Genomic DNA, 20945 nt, shown 5'->3' with positions numbered 1-20945 from the left:
TTATTTATTGATGGAAAAATTAATATCATTCGACAAGCGTGAAATTGAAAAGATCGAAATAAATCTGCTGCTCGAGGGGATTTATCGTTTATATGGGTTTGATTTTCGTAATTACTCCGCCGCGTTTGTGAAGCGGCGAATTGAACATCGGATTCGAACGGAGAAGCTGGAGGGTATTTCCGATCTCCAGCAAAAAATTTTCTACGACCCGCTGATGATGCGCAGGTTATTTTACGATTTTTCAATTAATGTTACGGAAATGTTTCGGGATCCGTCGTTTTTTTTAGCCTTTCGGACAAAGGTTGTTCCGATTCTGCGCAACTTTTCATCGATTCGGATTTGGCATGTTGGCTGCGCGACCGGAGAAGAGGTCCTGTCAATGGCGATTCTCCTACATGAAGAAGGCCTTTATGAAAAAACAAAACTTTACGCCACCGATATGAGCGAGGCAGCCTTGGTGCAGGCCAGAAAAGCGATGATGCCCTTGAACAAAATGAAAAACTATACGAAAAACTACCTTGAGACAGGCGGGACGAGTGCTTTTTCAGAATACTATGTTGCCCGGGAGACAAGCGCTGCGTTCCATCCTTTTCTTACGGAAAATGTGGTGTATGCCCAGCATAATTTAGCTACTGACCAATCGTTTAATGAATTTCATGTCATCATTTGCCGGAATGTAATGATTTATTTTAATAAATGCCTGCAAAACCGTGTGCTGCACCTGCTGCATGAAAGTTTGTCTGCATCCGGATTCCTTGGCTTGGGAAGTAAGGAGGGAATTCGGTTTACCGAAATTGCAAATTATTATGAGGAAGTCGATTCAGATGAGAAACTCTACCGTAAAATCCATCCATAATCTCCAACCTTTGGATCAAGTCAATATTTTAATGGTTGATGACCGTCCGGAAAACTTACTGGCGTTAGAGGCTGTTTTAGCATCGCCCAATTATCGTTTAGTGAAGGCCGGGTCGGGTGAGGAAGCGTTGAAGTGCGTGCTGAAGCAAGATTTTGCTGTTATTTTGCTAGATGTGCAAATGCCGGGTCTGAGCGGTTTTGAAACGGCAAAATTGATTAAGGCGCGGGAAAAATCAAAGTTTGTTCCAATTATTTTTATTACAGCTATCAGTCAAACGACTGAGCATGTCCTAAAGGGGTATAATTTAGGGGCGGTTGATTATATCTTTAAGCCATTTCACCCGGAAACATTAAAGTTAAAGGTACAGGAATTTGTCAAAATCCATCAAAATCAAGATCAGAAGGAAGTAAAGCTGCAGAAGGAGCTTCTTGATGTAAACGTCAAGCTAAACATAACAACCCGTGATTTGAAAAAAAATGAAGAACTGGCCCGGGTGATTGGGGAAACGCTGCTTGACACGATTATTACGTTTGACTGTGAAGGGACGATTATATCGGTCAATCCTGCAGCCCAAAAATTATTTGGCTATTCAATGGAGGAATTTTTGGGACTTAAAATAGAGGACCTTTTTGCAGATATGTGGGATAACAATGGTTCTTGCGTCGGGAAAATGCTTGAGGCTGTTGCTAAGCATAAAAATGAAAGCCGCTATCCTGTCGAGCTGCAAATCGGTGAGGCCGTTATCCATGATGAGCATTTCTATGTTTGTTCGCTGCGCGATATTACCGAGCGGAAGCAGCAATACGAGCTGCTTGAGAAGCTGGTGGAAGAGAGGACGAATGAACTTGTCATTGCCAACGAAAAGCTGCGCAAAGAAATAGAGGTACGGATGCAATTTGAAGAAGAGTTGCGGAAGGAAATTGAAGTCCGAAAACAATTTGCCGAAGACCTGCGCCTGTCGCAGGAGCATTTTTATAAAATTTTTCAATCAAGCCCCTGCCTGATTGAAATTCGTTCAATGACTGACAGCAGGTACCTGGACGTCAATGAAAGCTGGCTGAAATTTACCGGTTATTCCTTAGTGGAGGTCATCGGCAGGCAGCTGGCGGTTTTACCTGCCTGTCACAAGGAATCCCCGCAAAATGAAAAGATTCATTACCTAACAAAATCAGGAGAGAACCGGCAGGGCTTGTTGGCAACGGAAATCATTGAGGTGAAAGGTGAAAGCTGCGTTCTCAGTGTGATTACCGATGTAACTGAGCTTGAACAACTGGGAGCGAAAATAGCGCGCCTCGACCGCCTCAATCTAATTGGCGAAATGGCGGCGGGGATCGCGCATGAAATCAGGAATCCGATGACCACCGTCAAAGGGTTTTTGGAGCTTTCGAAAAAAAGCATCGACAATTTATCCGTTCAATATATTGATTTAATGCTGTCAGAATTGGACAGGGCCAATTCGATTATTTCTGAATTTCTAAATTTAGCGAAAAACAAGCAATCGTATAAAAAATCCCAGTGGTTGAATCCGATTATTGAGGGGCTCTATCCTTTAATCAAAGCCGAAGCGCTGCTAGCGGATAAAACGGTCTCCCTAATGTTATCGGAAGTCCCAAGGCTTTATCTTGATGAAAAAGAAATTAGCCAGCTGATTCTTAATCTTTCCCTGAATGGACTTGAGTCGATGGCAGCCGGCGGGGAATTGACGATTAAAACTTATCTTGACGGGCAGGATGTAGTGTTGGAAATCCAAGACCGAGGCTCCGGCATCGAACCTGAACTGGTCGATATGATCGGCACGCCGTTTTTTACTACCAAAGATTCCGGGACTGGCTTGGGCTTGCCAATCTGCTATAGTGTCGCCGAGCGTCATCGAGCCGTTATCGATCTGCAAACAAGCACTAAAGGAACTACCTTTTTTGTCAGTTTTCGGGAAAGGGATTTCTAGAAATAAGCATATATTCTTTTGTTTGACAAAAAAATTTTGAGGCAAAAGAACCATCCCATGCATCCGTAAGAGAATAAAGGAGGAAAAGCTTTGACAAAAACAAATCAAAAAATCGTTCCGCATTTATGGTATGACAAAGAGGCAAGAGAAGCAGCCGAGTTTTACGTTAACATATTCCCGGACTCGAAAATTACAGATGTGACAACCATTCACAACACACCCTCAGGCGACTCTGATATAATCTCATTTGAGCTATGGGGGCAGAAGTTCGCGGCTATCAGCGCAGGACCTTTTTTCAAGATCAATCCGTCGATATCTTTTATGGTAAACTTTGACCCATCACGAGATAAAGACGCGAGAGAAAAAATAGATGAAGTTTGGAACAGATTATCCGAAGGGGGCACAGCGTTAATGCCTCTTGATAAGTATCCGTTCAGTGAAAGGTATGGCTGGATTCAGGATAAGTTTGGTTTGACATGGCAGTTAATCCTAACCAATCCAGAAGGTGAAGAGCGACCTTCATTAATTCCATCACTTTTGTTTGTCGGTGATCAATGTGGTAACGCGGAAGACGCGATGAATTTTTATTTATCAGTATTTAAGAATGCGAAGCAGGGACTTATCGCCCGCTATCCTAAAGGAATGGAACCTGATAAAGAAGGAACAGTCATGTTCAGTGAATTCAGCTTAGAAAATCAATGGTTTACCGCAATGGATAGTGCTCACGAACATAAATTCAGTTTTAACGAAGCTATCTCATTTATGGTGTACTGCGACACACAAGAAGAGATTGATTACTACTGGGAAAAGCTCTCTAAGGTTCCTGAAGCGGAGCAATGCGGCTGGCTGAAAGACCAGTATGGTATTTCCTGGCAAATTGTGCCTAGTGAGATGGACGAGATGATGAGAAAGAGTGCACCTGAGCAACTTGCACGCGTAACGAAAGCATTTCTTAAAATGAAGAAATTTGATCTTGAGGAATTGCGGAAAGCTTACAAGGGATAATGGGAATAGAGCCAAAGTGATATAAAAAAATGAAGTAGAATTCGGAGTGTCAGTTCGATTCCCCGACAACAGATTTACATAATCTAGCTGCATCAAGGCTTTCGACTAAATTTGTTGGAAGTCTTTTTTTACAATATCAGTACGGCAGAAAGAAAGAGCTAAGTATTATAGGATTCATCCAATTTTAATAAATGACAGTGGAAACCATTTATTTGCAGTGATTTCAGAAAAATGATGCACGAGAACCGTCCCCATGCATCACCTTCCTTCGTTAGGGAAAAGTATGGATGAAAAGAATTTTATTTTGGGGGATTATGCATTGGATTCTAAATTTAAAGCTTTGTTTGAGTCGTTTACTTTTCCATGTGGTGTTGAATTGAAAAACCGGATTGTGATGGCGCCGATGACTAATTTTTCTTCCAATCCGGATGGGACGGTTTCGGATGCAGAAGTAAAATATTACGCAAGACGGTCTGGCGGTGTAGGAATGGTGGTCACTGCTTGTACATATGTTACTGCAAATGGCAAGGGGTTTAATGGAGAATTTGGCGCTGATTCTGATGAATTAATCCCTAGTTTAAGACAACTGGCCAGAGGTATTAAAGAGCAGGGTGCAGTAGCTGTATTGCAAATTTTCCATGGAGGGAGGGAAGTTCCTCCTCAATTAGTGCCAAATGGTGATGTTGTTAGTGCTAGTGCCATTCCGTCTGAAGGGGCAGGGAAACCTGTTCCTAGAGAACTGCCGGAAGAAGAAATTGAAGCGATAATTAAAGCTTTCGGGGATACAACTAGAAGGGCCATTGAAGCAGGATATGATGGTGTTGAAATTCATGGGGCCAATGGCTATCTTATTCAGCAATTCTTTTCTCCGCATGCCAATCGCCGGGATGACCGATGGGGCGGGAGCGTTGAAAAGAGATTGACCTTCCCTGTGGCAATTGTTGATGAAGTGAAAAGGGTTGTTGCTGAAAATACAAATAAACCTTTTATTGTGGGCTACCGCTTTTCACCAGAAGAACCAGAAACACCTGGGATTACGATGGCAGATACTTTGGTGCTAATCGATGCGCTGGCTGATAAGAACCTTGATTACCTCCATGTTTCATTAAATGATTTCTGGTCAGAGCCAAGAAGAGGCGTGGAGGACACCCGTGCTCGTATCGAAATCATACAGGAACGTGTTGGCAGTAAGGTCCCTGTTATAGGAGTCGGCTCACTTTATTCTGCAGACGATGTCCTCAAGGCAAAGGAGACAGGGCTGCCACTCATTGCAATGGGGCGGGAATTAATTATTGATCCGGATTGGGTTCAAAAGGTTGCTGAAGACAAGGAAGATGAAATTGTAACTAAAATTGATAAAGGAAAGCAGCAGGAATTAATGGTTCCTGACCCATTGTGGCAGGCTATCATCCATACTCCGGGCTGGTTTCCGGGAATTGAATAGAAGTAGATAAAGTATCCTTTTTTAGGATACTTTTTTAATATATCTAATAAGTATATAGGTAAAATATGGTATAATGAAAGAAAAAGGAAAGAGGGACTTTTATGGTATTAAAAAGAACCTTAAACCGTAATGCGCTGCTGATTTTGCTGTTATTAGTAATGGGTGCGAATTATTCCTTGTATCATACAACATTGGGAAGTCAAATATTGCCTGAACAACCGAATATCATCGTTGCTGCTTCCATGGTAGACTTAGCGTTGATTTCACCGATTTTATTCTTTGCGTGGAAACGAAAAATGAATGGGAAAAACCTGATTGTGGGGATAGCAGGTGGACTTATTTTGGTGCGCTTCCTCATACCGATGGAATATTTAGCTCCATTTGAGGCTGTCACGTGGGCTGGGTTTGCCGTTGAAGGCGGACTATTGTTGTTAGAGGTTATGGTTCTTGCCTCGCTGTTTAAATATATGCCAAACATTGTACGTGCTGTTAAAAGAAGTTCCCTACCGGCTATCTTTTCTTTTTTAAAAGCTGTGGACAAAGAGGTTAAACCATACCCGATTATTCGCATCATTTGTTCAGAAATGCTCATGTTTTACTATGCGTTCGCATCTTGGAAAAAGAAAAAACTGCTTGGTCCGAATGCATTTACATTACATCAAAAATCGAGTTTGATTGCGATGCAAGTGATGCTGATTCACGCGACGGTTATTGAAATGGCTGGGCTTCATTGGTTGTTTCATGAAAAGTCTGTGATTCTATCAATCATTTTACTCGTACTTAATATTTACACAGTTATTTTCTTTTTAGGTGATATCCAAGCCGTTCGCCATAATCCCTTGCTTGTCACTGAAGAAGGTATGTACATTTCCCTCGGATTAATGAAACGAATGGAAATAAAGTGGTGCGATGTTGAAGAAGTTATCGAGGCGCCATTGGTAGAAAAACGTCCTAAAGATACCATTGAATTCATTGCCCGTGATTTTGAAGAAGTAAAGCCTGACGTTATATTGAAATTAAAACACCCAGTCGAAGCAACATTAATCATGGGACTTAAAAAGAAATATTCACAAGTAGCAATTCGCGTCGACGAACCCAACAGATTTATAAGCACTTTAAAAGAAAATGTGAAATGATGCATGGGGACGGTTCTCATGCATCATTTATTTTATGAATGAGGCACAAGAACCGTCCCCATGCTTCTTCTCAACCCAAATCATGCATATAATGATAAAGGTATTTGGCAAACCGTTTGCGATTAACCATTCCTCTTACTGCAATACCTGCTGAGAACCGATGCTGCCGCTAATCCTGAGCGGGAATGGACTCATCAAAATCCAGGAGGGGATGACGATGAAATTTACGGTACAATATATTCCGCTTGAAAAAATCAAGCCGGATTTTTCGGTGAAAATGACAGAGCACCTGAAAAGGCTGCAGAGAATTATGTGGGATTGTATGTTTGTTCTGGTTGTCAGAAAAAGCAAGAAAGATGGCAACTATATTATCGTCAGCGGGCAGGAGCGATTCGAAAGCCTCAAGAAACATACAAAAAGCTTTTATGCGCCTTGTATTGTGGACAAAAGCACTTCCTCCGATATTAGTTCGTGGTTTCATCGTTTATTGAGAAAGCAGCCCCTTGATGATTTTCCTTTCACACCTAAAAGCTGGTCGATTGTCCGCTCCTTTCTAAAACAAGAACCTCGTTTCAAGCACCTAAACCGATCCCAACAAATCAGAGTCCTCATATTAGCTGTAAAGTACAAAAAAACCGTAGTTTACTCAATGAGAACCATGGTAGATGAAATCTTAAAATGATGCATGGGGACGGTTCTCTTGCCTCAGTTGATTTACTTGAGTGAGGCACAAGAACCGTCCCCACGCGTCAATTTTCTGCAAGGATTTTCTCGAGTAAAGCCCGACATCCTTCTGTTATAAGCTGGTAGGTTTCTTGAAAATCACCTGTGTAGTATGGATCCGGAACATCTTTTTTGTGTTCAGTTAGGTCGAGAAGACGGGTGATTTTTGGATGATTTGGCTTTCCGGTAATTTCGTAAATGTTCTTCGTGTTGCTTTCGTCCATTCCTACAATATAGTCGAATTTTTCAAAGTCGTCTTTTGTTAATTGACGACCGTCAAGGCCCTCCGAGGAAATGTTATATTTTTTTAAGATGGCCAAGGTTCCTTTATGCGGTGGTGAACCTATATGCCATGAACTGGTTGCGGCGGAATCCACAGCGATTTGGCCGGACAGATTTTCTTTCTCAAGTAAGTCGCGAAACACAGCCTCAGCCATCGGTGATCGGCAAATGTTCCCCAGACAGACGAATAAAACGTTAATCATGTTATGAACTCCTTTAGTTAAGACTAGCGGGTAGAATTGTAATATCGTACCGACAATTCTAAGAATATTATACTTTAGGATTATTGAAAAGCAGAGTGTCCATGTTCCCGGAAACAATGTCGAAAAATACCTGCGATAAAAGAGTTAATTAGCACTACTAGTAAATACTCCTCAAAAACACTCGTAAACCAATAGACTCCTTGATTTAGTGCTTCTTTCATTTCCCATAATGAGGCATAAGAACCGTCCCCATGCCTCACCCATGCCTCATTTATTAGTCTAATTGAGCCATTCACATTCTTTTTTTCCTCTATTAATATTAAATAGGAAACTATTAAATTATATGGCCATTTGTGTCATTTTCTGTCACCTCAGTTGTTTTTGGAGGAGGATTTGTTGTGAATACGGATCAAGCTTTTGAGTTGTTAAAGAGTGCTGGAGTTCCGGATGAGCTTAGCATTCAGACGGTTAGACGGTGGATGCGGGAGCGAAAGATAAGATTCGAAGGAAAAGCTAGGCTCTCCAAAACAGAATACATACTGGAAGATACGGATGAAGCCTTTGACCTATTAAAGGATGCAGGTGTTGCTGCAAACATCGGTATTCAACTAGTCAAACGCTGGTATAATGAAGGGAAGATTCATAGACTAGGGAATGTGGACCAAATCAAGGAATACCTTTCTACTCAGCCAAAATTACCGCACTTTGAAGAGAGACCTTCTGATATGACGATTCGTGAGCTGAAAGTAAAACTTAAAGCACAGGATGAGCAAATCAAAGGGATACAGGAGCTTCATCAAACGTCTTTAAAAGCGATGATCCAGCAACGGGACAAGCTGAATAAAGAAATCGCCAGCCTTAAGCATGAAAAATCGGAATTGCAACTGGAGACCAGAAACGTGTTAAAGGAAAATATTGACCTTCGTAAGGAATTGTTAAGACTAAAAGAAGAGCTCTCGAAACAAGGTAAAGGAGAGGATGAAAAGGTACAATCCCAATCCGGACCATCATCTAATCCGCAAGATTATCGTCGAAAACTGGGGCTTTCCAAAACAGCAGGTCCAAAAGAAGTCTTGGCCGGTTTTAAAAAATTATTAATAGAAACACATCCAGACCATGGCGGCAGCGCCAAAGCCTTCCATTACGTGAAAACAGACTATGATCAATTTAAAAGCAGAATAAAAGGAAACTAAAACTTCGAAGATAACCCGTTTTTTCAAAAAGCGGGTTATTTTTTGATAACCATCTTTAGTAGATATTTCGCGAAAGCGCTTGCAATTTCTTCATCCGTTTTTGAACCCTCTTGGACATACCATTGCTGTATCCAATTTAACGCCCCAAGAATGATTAACCGCACCATTTTAACATCCACTTTAGGGTCGAATACCTTTTGGACAATGCCTTCATTTATTATGCTATCAAAATGTTGAGAATAGTTTCGCCTTAGCTCTAAAACGTCGTTTAACTTCTCATTAGAGAAATTTTGGTTTGGTTTATCCATAATCATAAACATTGATTTCTCACTTGTAACGAGCAAAATATGAGCACGAATCGCGTTTTGTAATTTTTCAATAGGATTCGAGTCACTAGTTATGACTTCCTCAATTCTCTTCAAACTCATTTCCATAATCATTTGGTGGCAATGATAAAGAAGGTCATCTTTATTTTTAAAATAATTGTACATTGAACCCTTTGTCAGGAGAAGTTTTGCCGCTATTTCTTCCATTGTTGCCCCATGGTACCCTTTTTCAGCAAGAACAGAAGCGGCAGATCGCAAGATTTCCTGTTTCCTCTTGGCAATTTTTTGTGCTCTAAGAGAAGTCATGTAAAACCTCCTTTTAATTCTGGTTACTTATCCTTTTGGAGTTTAAAAGTAAACTATCAGTTATTGTTTTATTTTTAAATATATGTTAAATTTTCTGAAAAATCAACCTGAAATTTAAAAATGTGGAAAAAGGTGTTAAATGTCTTATATTAATAGTTTTTCAAGAATTAATATTATCCTTATAAAAATATTGATTTTCATATTGATTTTTCAGAATCTTTGGAATAAAATAAAAAAGTAAACGATAGGTCAAAAAGTAAATAGTAATTCAGTTGAGATTGGAGTGAGAACATGCTGGAGTATGTCAGAGCAAAACAGTTATTGGTAGATGAAATGCTCAACCGATCAGCCCGCAGGTTTCCAAATAAAACCGCTATCGTAGATGATAAAAGAAGGATTACGTATGTCACTCTGCTAAATCGCGTCAATCAATTAGCAGGCTGGTTTCAGTCGAAAGGAATTAACAAGGGAGAAAAAGTAGCACTCTTGTTGTACAACTCCATCGAAATCACTGAATGCTTATTAGCTTTAGGCAAAATTGGTGCAGTTGCTGTTCCTGTTAATTTCCGGCTACAGCAGCTTGAATTTGAATATATCCTCCAAAACTCCGATGCGAAAATGCTGATTGCCCACCAAGACTTTGTTGAAATCATTGGAAAAATGAGAGTCAACCTCCCGTTGTTAGAAGAAGTAATAATTGTTGATCAGCAAGAAGCTAAACACCATTCCTATTTTTCATATGATGATATTTTTGAAACCGCTTTTATTCCTAGTTTGGAAGAATTGAAAGACGATGACGACTTCCTTATCGTATATACCTCAGGTACAACAGGTAAACCAAAAGGTGCTGTCCTCACCCACAAAAATGTCTTTATGAATTCCGTCAATATGTGCCTTGAGTGTAGTTTGACAAAGGACGAAGTACAAGTCATTTCAACCCCCTTGTTTCATATAGGCGGCATATCTGCCTTGACAATGCTGATGCTAGTTGGTGGAACGTCCATTCTTCTAAGTAAATTTGACCCCGAACATCTATTGCAAATCTTTGAAAAAGAAAAAGTAACATATTCTTTTATGGTGCCATCGATGTGGAACATACTCCTAGAACTTCCTTCATTCAAAAATTACAATGTCACAAGTATTCAAAAAATATGCTGCGGAGCTGCCACAACACCGTTAGAGCTAAAGAAAAAATTAATGAAGTATTTTCCAAACGCAGGTGTCTACGATACCTTTGGACATACAGAAATGGCAGCAAGCACCTCGACACTGAAGGCAAGTGATTCCATCCTTAAAACAGGGTCTGTCGGCCTCCCGTATTCTAATGTAGAAATAAAAGTAGTAGATGAAAACATGAATGACTGCGCCCCCGGTGAGGTAGGCGAGATTGTATACCGCGGACCAACCACGATGAAGGAGTATTATAAGAATCCAGTGGCTACAGAAGAAGCGGTAAATGGCGGCTGGCTCCATAGCGGGGACCTAGTAAAGCTGGATGATGAAGGATATATCACCGTTGTCGATCGGAAGAAAGATATGATCATCAGCGGCGGCGAAAATATCTATCCAAAGGAAATTGAAGAGGTGTTATATACTCATCCTGATATTCTTGAAGCGGCTGTGGTGGGAATCCCGGATGAAAAATGGGGTGAAACCGTAAAGGCGTACATAGTCCTGCGGAATGGGAAAAGCATTTCAGCGCAGCAGGTGATTGACTATTGCACGGATAAAATTGCCCACTATAAAAAGCCGCACTATGTTGAATTTTTAGAAGAACTGCCGAGAAATGGCTCGGGAAAAATTCTCAAAACAAAGCTGAGAGATTATAACTTAAAAGTTTAAGAGAGTGGAGTGGGCGCGGACTCATGATATTTCTAGCCCCCATCTGAAAGACAGTATTTTGAATAAAAGTTTAATAGAGTAAAGGAGGAACATATGAAAGCCGTTATTTTAAGAGACCTTGGCGGACCGGAGCAATATCGAATCGAAGATGTTGACATCCCCAGTCTCGGTGAGGATGAGGTTTTAGTACGTATTAGGGCAGCGGCTTTTAATCGCCGTGACATATTCATTCGAAAAGGCGAATATCCGGGAATCCGTCTTCCTGCCATTCCTGGTGCGGATGGGGCAGGTGAAATTGCTGCGGTCGGCAAAGGGGTGAAAGACCTCGCTATCGGAGATAAGGTGGTCATCAATCCGGCATTAAATTGGGGTAATGATGAAAGAATCTATACAAAAGACTTTTCAATTGTCGGAGTACCTACGAATGGCACCTTTGCCGAGTATATTAATGTCCCGAGGGAAAATGTTTTTCCAAAACCGGAGCATCTCTCATGGGAAGAGGCTGCTGCCTTGCCATTAGGTGGTCTTACCGCATATCGTGCGTTGCTGACAAAAGGGAAGGTAAAAAAAGGTGAAGCTGTATTAATTCCTGGCATTGGAGGTGGTGTCGCAACATTCCTGCTGCAGATGGCCGTTGCCTTAGGTGCCAACGTCTTTGTCACATCCAGCAGTGAAGAGAAAATTCAAAAAGCGATTTCTTTAGGAGCATCAGGGGGAGTCAATTACAAAGAACCTAATTGGGAAAAGCAATTAAGAAAATGGATGCCGGAGGGGGCGGACCTTTGCATTGACAGTGTCGGAGGCGGCAATTTCGTTAAACTGTTGAATATCGCAAAGCACGGAAGCCGGATTGTCACCTTTGGTGCGACTGCAGGTCCTGTACCACAGCTTGTTATGCCAAAGATATTTTTAAAACAAATGGATGTTATTGGAACGACAATGGGTTCGCCAGCTGAATTTCAGAGTATGCTTTCCTTCTATGATGAACACAAAATCAAGCCAGTGATTGATTCTGTTTTTTCTATCGAGGAAATCAGGGAAGCACAATTACGAATCGAAAAAGGGGTAAACTTCGGCAAGGTCGTGGTTATCATGCCATGGCACGAATTGTGAAAGGAGGTAAATACAGATGGGGAGAGCATTCCTGCAGGAAGAGCATGAAATATTTAGACGCTCATTAAGAAAGTTCCTGGAAAAAAACGCCATTCCTTTCTATGAGCAATGGGAACATGAGAAATTGGTTCCACGGTCCTTCTGGAAGAAGATGGGGGAAAATGGCTTCCTCGCTCCATGGGTGGATGAAAAATATGGCGGTGTGAATGCTGATTTTGGCTATTCCGTTGTCATCAACGAAGAACTAGAAAAGGTTGGCAGCGGTCTGGTCGGCATTAATAACCATAATGATATCGTCGTTCCATATATAAATAGTTTTGGTAACGAGGAACAAAAGGAAAAATGGCTGCCTGGATGTTTAACAGGAGAATTCATAACCGCTATTGCTATGACCGAACCAGGCTCAGGCTCTGATCTTGCAGGTATCAAAACTACTGCTAGAAGAGAAGGAGATTACTATATTGTAAACGGTGCCAAAACGTTTATAACAAGCGGCATCCATGCTGATCTAGTCGTTCTTGTCTGTAAGACGGACCCGAAAGCGGAACCGGCTTATAAAGGAGTCAGCCTCTTAGTTGTAGAGGCAGGGACACCCGGTTTTGTTAAAGCCAAGCAGCTTAGTAAAGTAGGGCAGCATTGTTCGGATACGGCTGAGCTCGTCTTTGAGGACGCAAAAGTACCTGCGGCCAACCTATTGGGAGAGGAAGGGAAAGGTTTCTATTATTTAATGGAAAAGCTGCAGCAGGAAAGGCTCCTTGTAGCAGTTGGGGCTGTAGCCGTCGCGGTACGAATGTTCGAAATAACGAAGGAATACGTCAAACAAAGGTCTGCGTTCGGAAAATCAATCAGCCAGTTCCAAAATACGCAATTTAAAATGGCGGAAATGGCGACAGAAATCCAGATTGCGCGCGTGTTTGTCGATGACCTAGTGGCCAACCATATCGAGAAGAGGGAGGTTGTCACACAAGTGTCGATGGCGAAGTGGTGGGTCACTGATCTGGCCAAAAGAATCGCCACCCAGTGCATGCAGCTTCAAGGTGGTTATGGATATATGGAAGAATACGAGATTGCTAGAAGATTCCGGGATATCCAGGCCACCTCCATTTATGCAGGAACCAACGAGATAATGAAGAACATCATTGCGAAAAGGCTTGAATTGTAAGCAACACAAGGAAAAAGGCACTGAAAATTCTATTTTCAAGAGGAGTATAGGTTTATACCAATCCAATTTTAACCTTTAGGAGGGCGTGTTGTTTATGAAAAAAGTAAAGTTGGGCCTAGTAATTTTCGTACTTTCCGTTTTTGCTGCTTTGGCAGGGTGCAGTAAAGGATCGGAAGAGACTTCCGGTAAATCCGGTGGATCAGTGGATACCGTTGAAATTGGAGTTGTATTGGCCACCTCCGGACCAATTGCACAAACGGGAACGTGGGTTTTGGACGGACATAAAGCAGCCGAGAAGGAAATCAATGACAATGGCGGTTTTAAGGTTGGCGACAAAACCTACAAAGTAAAAATCGTCCAGTATGACTCGGAGGGAAGAGCTGAATCGGCAACAGCTGCAACAGAAAAACTGATTAATCAGGACAAAGTGCCGGTCATTCTTGGAACCTCGATTAGTTCCGAGACAGCCGCCATGATTCCAATTGCACAACGTGCTAAGACACCACTTATCACTTTTGTTGCCGCTAGTGACATCTTAACAGCCCAGGGAGCCAGCTTTTTCTCACAAGCAGCGCCGGCTAACAAAAACTATGTAGAAGCCGGTACAAAAACGATGAAAGATATGGAAATGAAAAATATTGCTTTTATCTACGTTGATGATGCCTGGGGTCAATCATATGGAAAGCTTTATCCACCTGCAATGGAAGAAAAAGGTCTTAAAATTGTCGCAACGGAAAAGTTTGCACCGGAACAAAAAGAATTTATGACCATGTTAAATAAAGTCAAAGCAAAAAATCCTGACGGTGTCGTACTAGCTGCCGAAACCGAATTAGCGGTTCCGTTATTAAAGCAACTGCATGAAGTGATGCCAGATGTGAAAATTATGGAGTCAGGCGGAAGTATACCGGAAGAATTGATTAAATTGGTTCCCGATGCCGTAAACGGCTTAGTTACCTTAAGTCGTGCCGGCGCAGTAACACCAGAAATCACAAAATTCCAAGATCTATTTGCTAAATCCAATAGTTACAAAGCTAATTCCTTCAACTATTCCGGTTATGATGGCATCCACTTTATTGTCGATGCCATGCAGAGAGCGGGCACTGTGACAGATAAGGAAAAAATCAACAAGGCAATCCGCGATGCAAAGTACAAGGGACTGATTGGAACTTACAGCTTCAATGAAAAAGGTGAAAACAGCCTAGTAGGAAACCGAGCAATCATCAAAGACGGTAAAGTGATTTACCAAACAGTCAACGAACCGCTACCGAAATAATTATATAAGGGGCAGAGATCTTGGTCTCTGCCTCTATTTCTAAAAGGGGGGTAATCATGGGAGATCAAATAATTCAATCTATACTGGATGGACTAGTGAGTGGCAGCATTTATGGTTTAATGGCGATTGGTTTTACCCTTGTATTTGGTATTATGCATGTTATTAACCTTGCACATGGTGAATTATATATGCTGGGTGCTTTTACTACGTTTATTATGGTTGGTGTCTATCAGATTAACTTCTTTGTAGCGATTCTAGCGGCCATGTTGATTGTCGGCGGCCTTGGGTTTTTGATTGAGCGCTATATTTTCCGGCCGCTCAGAAATACGGCGATGTTAAATACCTTATTAGCTTCCATTGGGTTATCCATCTTTATTAGCAATCTAGTTTTGAAGATTGCAGGGACAGGAATGAGAAGCATCCCGACTCCTTTTTCTGATAAGAGTTTTACAATCATTGGTGCTACTATTTCTACCCATCGTTTAATGGTGCTGTTGCTGACGGCATTATTAGTGGCGGTTCTATTTTGGGTCATTAAATTTACGAAGTTTGGAAGGTCACTAAGGGCAACATCACAGGATCAGGATGCATCGGCCCTGATGGGAGTCAACATAAACCTTACATACGGCCTGGTGTTTGCGATTAGTGCCGGTATGGCGGCGATGGCGGGCGGATTAATTGGTTCACTTTATGTCGTTGACCCGACGATGGGTTTAGGGCCAGGCTTGAAAGCTTTTATTATTGTCATTCTTGGCGGTATGGGGAGTGTCGTGGGTGCAATTGTCGGTGCCTTTGTTATGGGGTACGCCGAAACGTTTACCTCTCTATTCTGGGCTGCTTCCTACCAAGATTTAGTTGGATATATTCTGTTAATTTTGGTTCTTTTACTAAAACCTAATGGCTTGTTTGGGGGGGCGAGAAGATGAACAATAACCGCATGAAAATTGGAGCGATTATCGCGGTCTTGGTTGTTCTCTCCGTCTTGCCGTTCCTGTTAGACTCGTATTTAATCCACATTCTCAATCAAATTGGGATTTGGGTCATCTTAACTGCCAGCCTTAACCTGATGGTCGGGTATACGGGACAGCTATCGTTTGCCCATGTCGGCTTGTTTGCAGTTGGCGCCTACACAAGTGCCATCTTGACAACTTCAGCAGGCTTTTCGTTTTGGACTTCCTTCCCCATTGCGGCAATCGTTGCGGGGGTGTTGGGGTTTATAATTGGGCTTCCGGTACTGCGCTTTAAAACCCACTTTTTTGCTATCGTTACCTTGGGTTTTGGCGAGATTATCCGCTTAACTATCTATAACTGGAGAGATTTAACCGGCGGACCAAACGGTATTTATAACATTCCATTTCCAACTAATATTCTCGGGCTTGATTTTGCCCTACGTGAACACTTTTATTACTTAATATTAATCAGTGCGGTTTTGGTAGTTTTGTTCGTGAAGCTGTTAATTGGCTCGAGAACGGGTAAAGCCATGATCGCCATCCGGGAAAACGAAAACTTCGCGTTGTTTGTCGGGATTAATACCTGGAAAGTGAAGATTTTTGCTTTTACGTTAAGTGCTGCGCTCGCTGGGTTTGCGGGCAGTCTTTATGCATCCTATAACTCCTATATATCCCCGTATTCCTTTACGGTTTCAGAGTCTGTCAGTATACTGCTGATGGTCATTATCGGGGGAATGGGAACCATCATCGGACCGATTTTAGGCACAACCTTCCTAATCTTCCTGCCTGAGCTGTTACGCAGTGTATCGGAATGGCGGATGGTGATTTACGGAGGATTGCTTGTTTTAACGATTATGTTTATGCGTGACGGTATTCTTGGTCTCATTAAGAGCTTTGTCCGGAAAAAGAAACACCATAGCGAAAAAAATCTTCTGTCGACAGGAAAGGAGGAGGCGGCCATTGCTGGAAGTGAAAGGAATTAGCCGATTTTTTAAAGGGCTAGTGGCACTCGACGATGTTACGTTTACGGTTAAGCAAGGGGATATTTTGGGGATTATCGGTCCAAACGGGGCCGGAAAGAGTACGCTTTTTAACTGCATCACCTGCTTTTTCCCGCCTTCAAAAGGAGAAGTCTATTTTGAAGGAAAGAAGATTACAGGCTTAAATCCTTTTCAAATTACAGAATTGGGTTTGACGAGAACCTTTCAACATACGCAGGTTTTTCCAAAATTATCTGTCTATGAAAATATCACAACTGGACAGTACGTGATGAAGAGAAAAGACCCATCAAGAACGAAGCGCCAGCTGGAACAAAAGGCACACGAGATTATGGAGTTCGTCGGTGTCAGCGAATATAAAGATACCACTGCTGAAAACTTGAGCCTAGGCTATCAAACCCGGCTCGCCATTGGTATTGCTTTGGCAACAGAACCAAAGCTGTTTCTCCTCGATGAACCTGCCGCCGGAATGAATCCGGAGGAAACGAAGCAATTGGTGCATTTACTAAGAGAAATCCGGACCAAATTAGGTGTGACCATTATTTTGATTGAACACGATATGAAAGCCGTCATGGGCTTGTGCGACAAAATCGTCGTATTGGAGTACGGCAAGAAAATTGCTGAAGGAACACCACAGGAAATCCAGGAGAATCCTCGTGTGATTGAAGCCTATTTAGGGAGTGAGGCACTTGCTTAAAATCGAGAATCTTCAAGTCCATTATGATAAAGTACAGGTCATCCATGATGTCTCACTGGAGGTCAATGAGGGCGAAATCGTAACCCTTATTGGTTCAAATGGTGCGGGGAAGACCACATTATTAAGAACGATTTCCGGGATTAAAAGGGCTTCTGGAGGGTCGATTACTTTTATGGGAGAGCCGATCCACCAGATGACCTCCCATAAAATTGTGGAGATGGGAATTGGGCATGTTCCGGAAGGACGACATGTTTTCCCTGACATGTCTGTTTATGAAAACCTGCAGATGGGTGCCTTCCGCCGCAAGGATTCACAGGCTGCCATCAAAAAGGATTTGGAACACATCTTTGACCTTTTTCCCCGGCTGAAGGAACGAAGCCAGCAGATGGCGGGAACGATGAGCGGCGGGGAACAGCAAATGCTGGCGATTGGCCGGGCGATTATGGCAAAGCCTAAGTTATTTTTGTTTGATGAACCATCGTTAGGCATAGCCCCTATCATTGTTGCCGAAATTTTCAAGATGATTAAAAAGATGAACGAAGAAGGCTCCACCATACTATTAGTGGAACAAAATGCCAATGCCGCGTTAAAGATTTCCGACCGGGCTTATATTCTTGAAACAGGCAAGATCGGCCTCGAAGGCCAGTCATCTGACTTATTAAATGATGATCGGGTCAGAAAAATTTATCTGGGGTTTTAACGGAAGGGAGATGCCGGTTATGGACTTTGAAACGATTGTATATAAAGAATCGCCTGATGAAGGAATTGCTTGGGTGACGATGAACCGTCCGCAAAAACGAAATGCGATCAATAAAAAGATGATTCTGGAGATGGGCGAAGCCTTTCGCCAAGCAGAGAAAAACGATGATATTCGGGTCATCATCTTTAATGGGGAAGGTCCTTGTTTTTCTGCTGGACATGATTTATCAGCCGAAGAACAATATCCGAGTACTTCCGAAGAACGAATTATATGGGAGAGAAAATATTACTTTGATGAAATTATGTATTTGCGGAATATTCGCAAGCCCTTAATCTCTCAGGTTCATAGTTACTGTATCGCCGCAGGGCTTGTATTGGCGTTAATGGCCGATATCGTCATCGTTTCAGAGGATGCCGTGTTTAATGATCCTGTTGTCAGAATGGGTGCCAATAGTCAAGAAGTGATGATCTTGCCATGGGTGGTCGGTGAGAAAAAAGCAAAAGAATTGCTATTTACCGGTGATAGTTTAACCGCTCATGAAGCGTTCCGTCTTGGGATGATCAATCAAGTGGTTCCTAGAGAGGAACTCGATACAGCAGTCTATGAAATGGCCAAAAAAGTGGCCCTCATGCCGCCAATGGCGGTTTCACTCGTCAAAGAGTCGATTAACAATACCCTTGATAATATGGGCTTCACCAATTCCATGAAAATGCACTTTGCCTCCCATTTGTTAAGCCACTCTACTGAAGAAGCAAGAAATGGGATGGGTAATCATAAACGCGGAGACTTGAAAAAATATTTCGATGAACGAGATAAATCTTTTAAATCGTCCATATGATTTTAACAAATGTATATGCTCGCCCATTCTTGCTGTCTTCTTTTATAAAAATACTGATTTGTAAAATTTAATTTTAAGGTGGTAAATCTAGATGAACAGTACGATGAAGGCAGCTGTCTATTACGGCCCCCGCGATTTGCGTATCGAAAATGTATCCCTGCCGGAAATTGGTCCAAACGATATCCTGCTAAAGGTGAAATATTGTGGAATTTGCGGCTCAGATGTCCATAGTTACGGCACGGGTTTATATATCAACAAAGGGCAGATTATGGGCCATGAATTTTCCGGTGAGGTCGTAAAAGTCGGGAAAAATGTCCAAGGAATCCAGGCGGGAGAAAGAGGGACAGGTTTTTATGCCGGTGTGTGCGGCACCTGCTATTGGTGTAAAAACCATCAATACACCCTATGTCCCGATTTGTTTAAAAACTCTACTGGTTATGGTCAGCCAGGTGCTTTTGCCGAATATGTCAGAATACCAAACGCCATTGCCGGGGTAAGTTTCCATCACCTTCCTGATGAAATTGACGATATAACCGCCGCCACGATAGAACCGGTTTCTGTCTCGGCCTACACAGTCGAGCTTTGCCAGCCAAAAGCTGGCGATCAAGTGGTTGTGATGGGTGCTGGCTTAATCGGAAACACAGTCATGCAGGTGCTCAAAGCATATTCCGTTGAAAAAGCTTTTGTCACGGAAGTTTCCGAGTTTCGCCTGCAGGCTGCCATCCAATCCGGGGCTGATCTGGTTATCAATGCAGCCAAGGAAAATGTTATCGAGAGGCTCAAAGACATAACCGGCGCTGGCCCCTACCATTTTAATGAAGGAGCAATGGCAGATATCGTTGTCGATGCTGCCGGTGCCCCGTCCGCTGTGGAACAATCGTTTGAGATTGTCCGAAGCGGCGGAACGATTGCCTTTGTCGGCCTGCCTGAGAAAAAAGCGCAAATCGATACAACCAAGATCGTTCATAAAATGCCAAGGATTATTGGGGCGTTAGGCGGGAATTTCCTTTCATCGATTTCGCTATTAAAGGAAGGGAAAGTTAAGACCCGCCATTTAATCAGCCATACTTTCCCAATTCGGCATGCCAAAGAAGCATTTGAGACCCAAATGGACCCACATCAATCCGTGAAGGTCATGATAGAATTCTAATTTTTAAAAAGGAGCAGAAAATGAGATTAAAAGATAAGGTAGCTATTATTACAGGTGCAGGTAGCGGTCAAGGGAAAGCAGCAGCGAAATTATTCGCAGCAGAAGGTGCCAAGGTGATTATTGCTGAGTGGAATGAACAGAACGGAAAAAGTGTGGAGGATGAAATCAATTTGGAAGGGCATGAGTCATTATTTTTTCAAACAGATGTATCCAACGAGGATAATATCATCGCTCTTGTCGAAGAAGTAATGGACCGTTACGGCCGAATCGATATCGTCTTTAATAATGCAGGGGTAGGATTTTCTTCCCGTTCAAAATATAAAATGGCATCGCTGATTGAAACACCGCAAAGAGATTGGAATGATATTCTTTCCATCAATTTGAACGGTGTTTATTTGTTGTCTAAGCATGTGCTGCCCATTATGCAGAAGCAAAACTACGGAAGTATTATCAACAATTCCTCATTAAATGGGATTGTCGGCGTGCCGGGTGCTGATGCCTATTCCGCCGCAAAAGGCGGAGTCGTGGCACTTACACGTGTGATGGCCGTTGATTATGGTAAATACAATATCCGCGTCAATTGTATTTGTCCTGGAGCGATTGACACGCCGATGATCGCGGATGTGTTGAAAAATGAGGCATTTACAAAGGCATTCACAAGCAATCCGCTTCGAAGAGTAGGGAAACCGGAAGAGATAGCCTACGCTGCTCTATTTCTGGCCTCCGATGAATCCAGCTATATTACCGGACTGATTATGCCGGTCGATGGCGGCATCGCGGCCCAGTAATCAAGTATTTACCGT

20 protein-coding genes are annotated in these 20945 nt (G+C 42.3%); 18 read left to right on the top strand and 2 right to left on the bottom strand.

Features of this window, described 5'->3' with window-relative positions; genetic code table 11:
- The first annotated feature begins 10 nt into the window (after positions 1-10).
- The 6 genes from QNN06_RS15975 to QNN06_RS15950 all read left to right on the top strand — a co-directional run bounded on the left by QNN06_RS15975 (position 11) and on the right by QNN06_RS15950 (position 7068).
- Positions 11-856, top strand: coding sequence for a CheR family methyltransferase (locus QNN06_RS15975; RefSeq protein ID WP_213115418.1), 846 nt, complete (start codon positions 11-13; stop codon positions 854-856).
- Entirely contained in the window at positions 825-2801 is a 1977-nt protein-coding gene (locus QNN06_RS15970) for a PAS domain S-box protein (RefSeq protein WP_284035422.1), read from the top strand. Before QNN06_RS15975 ends, QNN06_RS15970 begins: the two co-directional genes overlap by 32 nt.
- 90 nt (positions 2802-2891) lie before the next feature.
- Positions 2892-3806: a VOC family protein gene (locus QNN06_RS15965; protein ID WP_284035421.1), complete on the top strand. Its 915-nt coding sequence runs from the start codon at positions 2892-2894 to the stop codon at positions 3804-3806.
- 319 nt (positions 3807-4125) lie between these two features.
- On the top strand, positions 4126-5250 hold the full coding sequence (locus QNN06_RS15960) for an NADH-dependent flavin oxidoreductase (RefSeq protein WP_284035420.1): 1125 nt from the start codon (positions 4126-4128) through the stop codon (positions 5248-5250).
- A gap of 101 nt (positions 5251-5351) precedes the next feature.
- Positions 5352-6386: a beta-carotene 15,15'-monooxygenase gene (locus tag QNN06_RS15955; RefSeq protein ID WP_284035419.1), complete on the top strand. Its 1035-nt coding sequence runs from the start codon at positions 5352-5354 to the stop codon at positions 6384-6386.
- Positions 6387-6603: 217 nt separating this feature from the next.
- Positions 6604-7068: a ParB N-terminal domain-containing protein gene (locus tag QNN06_RS15950; protein ID WP_284035418.1), complete on the top strand. Its 465-nt coding sequence runs from the start codon at positions 6604-6606 to the stop codon at positions 7066-7068.
- 67 nt (positions 7069-7135) lie between these two features.
- Here QNN06_RS15950 and QNN06_RS15945 read toward each other — a convergent pair whose 3' ends face one another.
- Positions 7136-7594: a low molecular weight protein-tyrosine-phosphatase gene (locus QNN06_RS15945; RefSeq protein WP_284035417.1), complete on the bottom strand. Its 459-nt coding sequence runs from the start codon at positions 7592-7594 to the stop codon at positions 7136-7138.
- A gap of 398 nt (positions 7595-7992) precedes the next feature.
- Between QNN06_RS15945 and QNN06_RS15940 the strand changes: the two genes are divergently transcribed.
- Entirely contained in the window at positions 7993-8787 is a 795-nt protein-coding gene (locus tag QNN06_RS15940) for a hypothetical protein (protein WP_217037317.1), read from the top strand.
- A gap of 35 nt (positions 8788-8822) precedes the next feature.
- Here QNN06_RS15940 and QNN06_RS15935 read toward each other — a convergent pair whose 3' ends face one another.
- Positions 8823-9419, bottom strand: coding sequence for a TetR/AcrR family transcriptional regulator (locus tag QNN06_RS15935; RefSeq protein WP_284035416.1), 597 nt, complete (start codon positions 9417-9419; stop codon positions 8823-8825).
- Positions 9420-9710: 291 nt separating this feature from the next.
- On the opposite strand from QNN06_RS15935, the gene menE reads away from it, so the two are divergent.
- The 11 genes from menE to QNN06_RS15880 all read left to right on the top strand — a co-directional run bounded on the left by menE (position 9711) and on the right by QNN06_RS15880 (position 20930).
- Positions 9711-11261 carry an o-succinylbenzoate--CoA ligase gene (gene menE, locus QNN06_RS15930; protein WP_284035415.1) on the top strand — a complete coding sequence of 517 codons (1551 nt, stop codon included), beginning with the start codon at positions 9711-9713 and terminating at the stop codon, positions 11259-11261.
- Between the two features lie 93 nt (positions 11262-11354).
- Positions 11355-12374, top strand: a complete 1020-nt coding sequence (locus QNN06_RS15925; RefSeq protein ID WP_284035414.1) for a quinone oxidoreductase family protein — start codon at positions 11355-11357, stop codon at positions 12372-12374.
- A 16-nt stretch (positions 12375-12390) separates the two neighbouring features.
- Positions 12391-13536 carry an acyl-CoA dehydrogenase family protein gene (locus QNN06_RS15920; RefSeq protein ID WP_284035413.1) on the top strand — a complete coding sequence of 382 codons (1146 nt, stop codon included), beginning with the start codon at positions 12391-12393 and terminating at the stop codon, positions 13534-13536.
- A 94-nt stretch (positions 13537-13630) separates the two neighbouring features.
- Positions 13631-14809 carry an ABC transporter substrate-binding protein gene (locus tag QNN06_RS15915; RefSeq protein WP_217037321.1) on the top strand — a complete coding sequence of 393 codons (1179 nt, stop codon included), beginning with the start codon at positions 13631-13633 and terminating at the stop codon, positions 14807-14809.
- Positions 14810-14865: 56 nt separating this feature from the next.
- Positions 14866-15735, top strand: coding sequence for a branched-chain amino acid ABC transporter permease (locus QNN06_RS15910; RefSeq protein ID WP_217037322.1), 870 nt, complete (start codon positions 14866-14868; stop codon positions 15733-15735).
- Positions 15732-16742 (top strand): branched-chain amino acid ABC transporter permease, encoded by a 1011-nt coding sequence (locus QNN06_RS15905; RefSeq protein ID WP_284035412.1) that lies wholly within the window; start codon positions 15732-15734, stop codon positions 16740-16742. Before QNN06_RS15910 ends, QNN06_RS15905 begins: the two co-directional genes overlap by 4 nt.
- Positions 16729-17454, top strand: a complete 726-nt coding sequence (locus tag QNN06_RS15900; protein ID WP_307852007.1) for an ABC transporter ATP-binding protein — start codon at positions 16729-16731, stop codon at positions 17452-17454. Before QNN06_RS15905 ends, QNN06_RS15900 begins: the two co-directional genes overlap by 14 nt.
- On the top strand, positions 17447-18154 hold the full coding sequence (locus tag QNN06_RS15895; RefSeq protein WP_213115434.1) for an ABC transporter ATP-binding protein: 708 nt from the start codon (positions 17447-17449) through the stop codon (positions 18152-18154). Before QNN06_RS15900 ends, QNN06_RS15895 begins: the two co-directional genes overlap by 8 nt.
- A 19-nt stretch (positions 18155-18173) precedes the next feature.
- On the top strand, positions 18174-18992 hold the full coding sequence (locus QNN06_RS15890) for an enoyl-CoA hydratase (RefSeq protein ID WP_213115435.1): 819 nt from the start codon (positions 18174-18176) through the stop codon (positions 18990-18992).
- Between the two features lie 91 nt (positions 18993-19083).
- Entirely contained in the window at positions 19084-20142 is a 1059-nt protein-coding gene (locus tag QNN06_RS15885; RefSeq protein ID WP_284035411.1) for a zinc-dependent alcohol dehydrogenase, read from the top strand.
- A 20-nt stretch (positions 20143-20162) separates the two neighbouring features.
- Positions 20163-20930, top strand: coding sequence for an SDR family NAD(P)-dependent oxidoreductase (locus QNN06_RS15880; protein ID WP_217037326.1), 768 nt, complete (start codon positions 20163-20165; stop codon positions 20928-20930).
- The last annotated feature ends 15 nt before the right edge of the window (positions 20931-20945 follow it).

Origin of the sequence: Neobacillus sp. 114 (assembly GCF_030127045.1) — a bacterium.
Classification (GTDB): Bacteria; Bacillota; Bacilli; order Bacillales; family Cytobacillaceae; genus Neobacillus; species Neobacillus rhizophilus.
The sequence above is the reverse complement of the archived record's forward strand: the minus strand, read 5'-3'. Positions and strand labels throughout refer to the sequence as shown.

Excerpts from the sequence above, each read along its gene's own strand:
- QNN06_RS15935 (WP_284035416.1), bottom strand. The coding sequence starts at position 9,419 with ATGACTTCTCTTAGAGCACAAAAAATTGCCAAGAGGAAACAGGAAATC.
- QNN06_RS15955 (WP_284035419.1), top strand. The coding sequence starts at position 5,352 with ATGGTATTAAAAAGAACCTTAAACCGTAATGCGCTGCTGATTTTGCTG.
- menE (WP_284035415.1), top strand. The coding sequence starts at position 9,711 with ATGCTGGAGTATGTCAGAGCAAAACAGTTATTGGTAGATGAAATGCTC.
- QNN06_RS15910 (WP_217037322.1), top strand. The coding sequence starts at position 14,866 with ATGGGAGATCAAATAATTCAATCTATACTGGATGGACTAGTGAGTGGC.
- QNN06_RS15945 (WP_284035417.1), bottom strand. The coding sequence starts at position 7,594 with ATGATTAACGTTTTATTCGTCTGTCTGGGGAACATTTGCCGATCACCG.
- QNN06_RS15880 (WP_217037326.1), top strand. The coding sequence starts at position 20,163 with ATGAGATTAAAAGATAAGGTAGCTATTATTACAGGTGCAGGTAGCGGT.
- QNN06_RS15915 (WP_217037321.1), top strand. The coding sequence starts at position 13,631 with ATGAAAAAAGTAAAGTTGGGCCTAGTAATTTTCGTACTTTCCGTTTTT.
- QNN06_RS15950 (WP_284035418.1), top strand. The coding sequence starts at position 6,604 with ATGAAATTTACGGTACAATATATTCCGCTTGAAAAAATCAAGCCGGAT.
- QNN06_RS15890 (WP_213115435.1), top strand. The coding sequence starts at position 18,174 with ATGGACTTTGAAACGATTGTATATAAAGAATCGCCTGATGAAGGAATT.
- QNN06_RS15975 (WP_213115418.1), top strand. The coding sequence starts at position 11 with ATGGAAAAATTAATATCATTCGACAAGCGTGAAATTGAAAAGATCGAA.
- QNN06_RS15925 (WP_284035414.1), top strand. The coding sequence starts at position 11,355 with ATGAAAGCCGTTATTTTAAGAGACCTTGGCGGACCGGAGCAATATCGA.
- QNN06_RS15920 (WP_284035413.1), top strand. The coding sequence starts at position 12,391 with ATGGGGAGAGCATTCCTGCAGGAAGAGCATGAAATATTTAGACGCTCA.
- QNN06_RS15905 (WP_284035412.1), top strand. The coding sequence starts at position 15,732 with ATGAACAATAACCGCATGAAAATTGGAGCGATTATCGCGGTCTTGGTT.
- QNN06_RS15885 (WP_284035411.1), top strand. The coding sequence starts at position 19,084 with ATGAACAGTACGATGAAGGCAGCTGTCTATTACGGCCCCCGCGATTTG.
- QNN06_RS15970 (WP_284035422.1), top strand. The coding sequence starts at position 825 with ATGAGAAACTCTACCGTAAAATCCATCCATAATCTCCAACCTTTGGAT.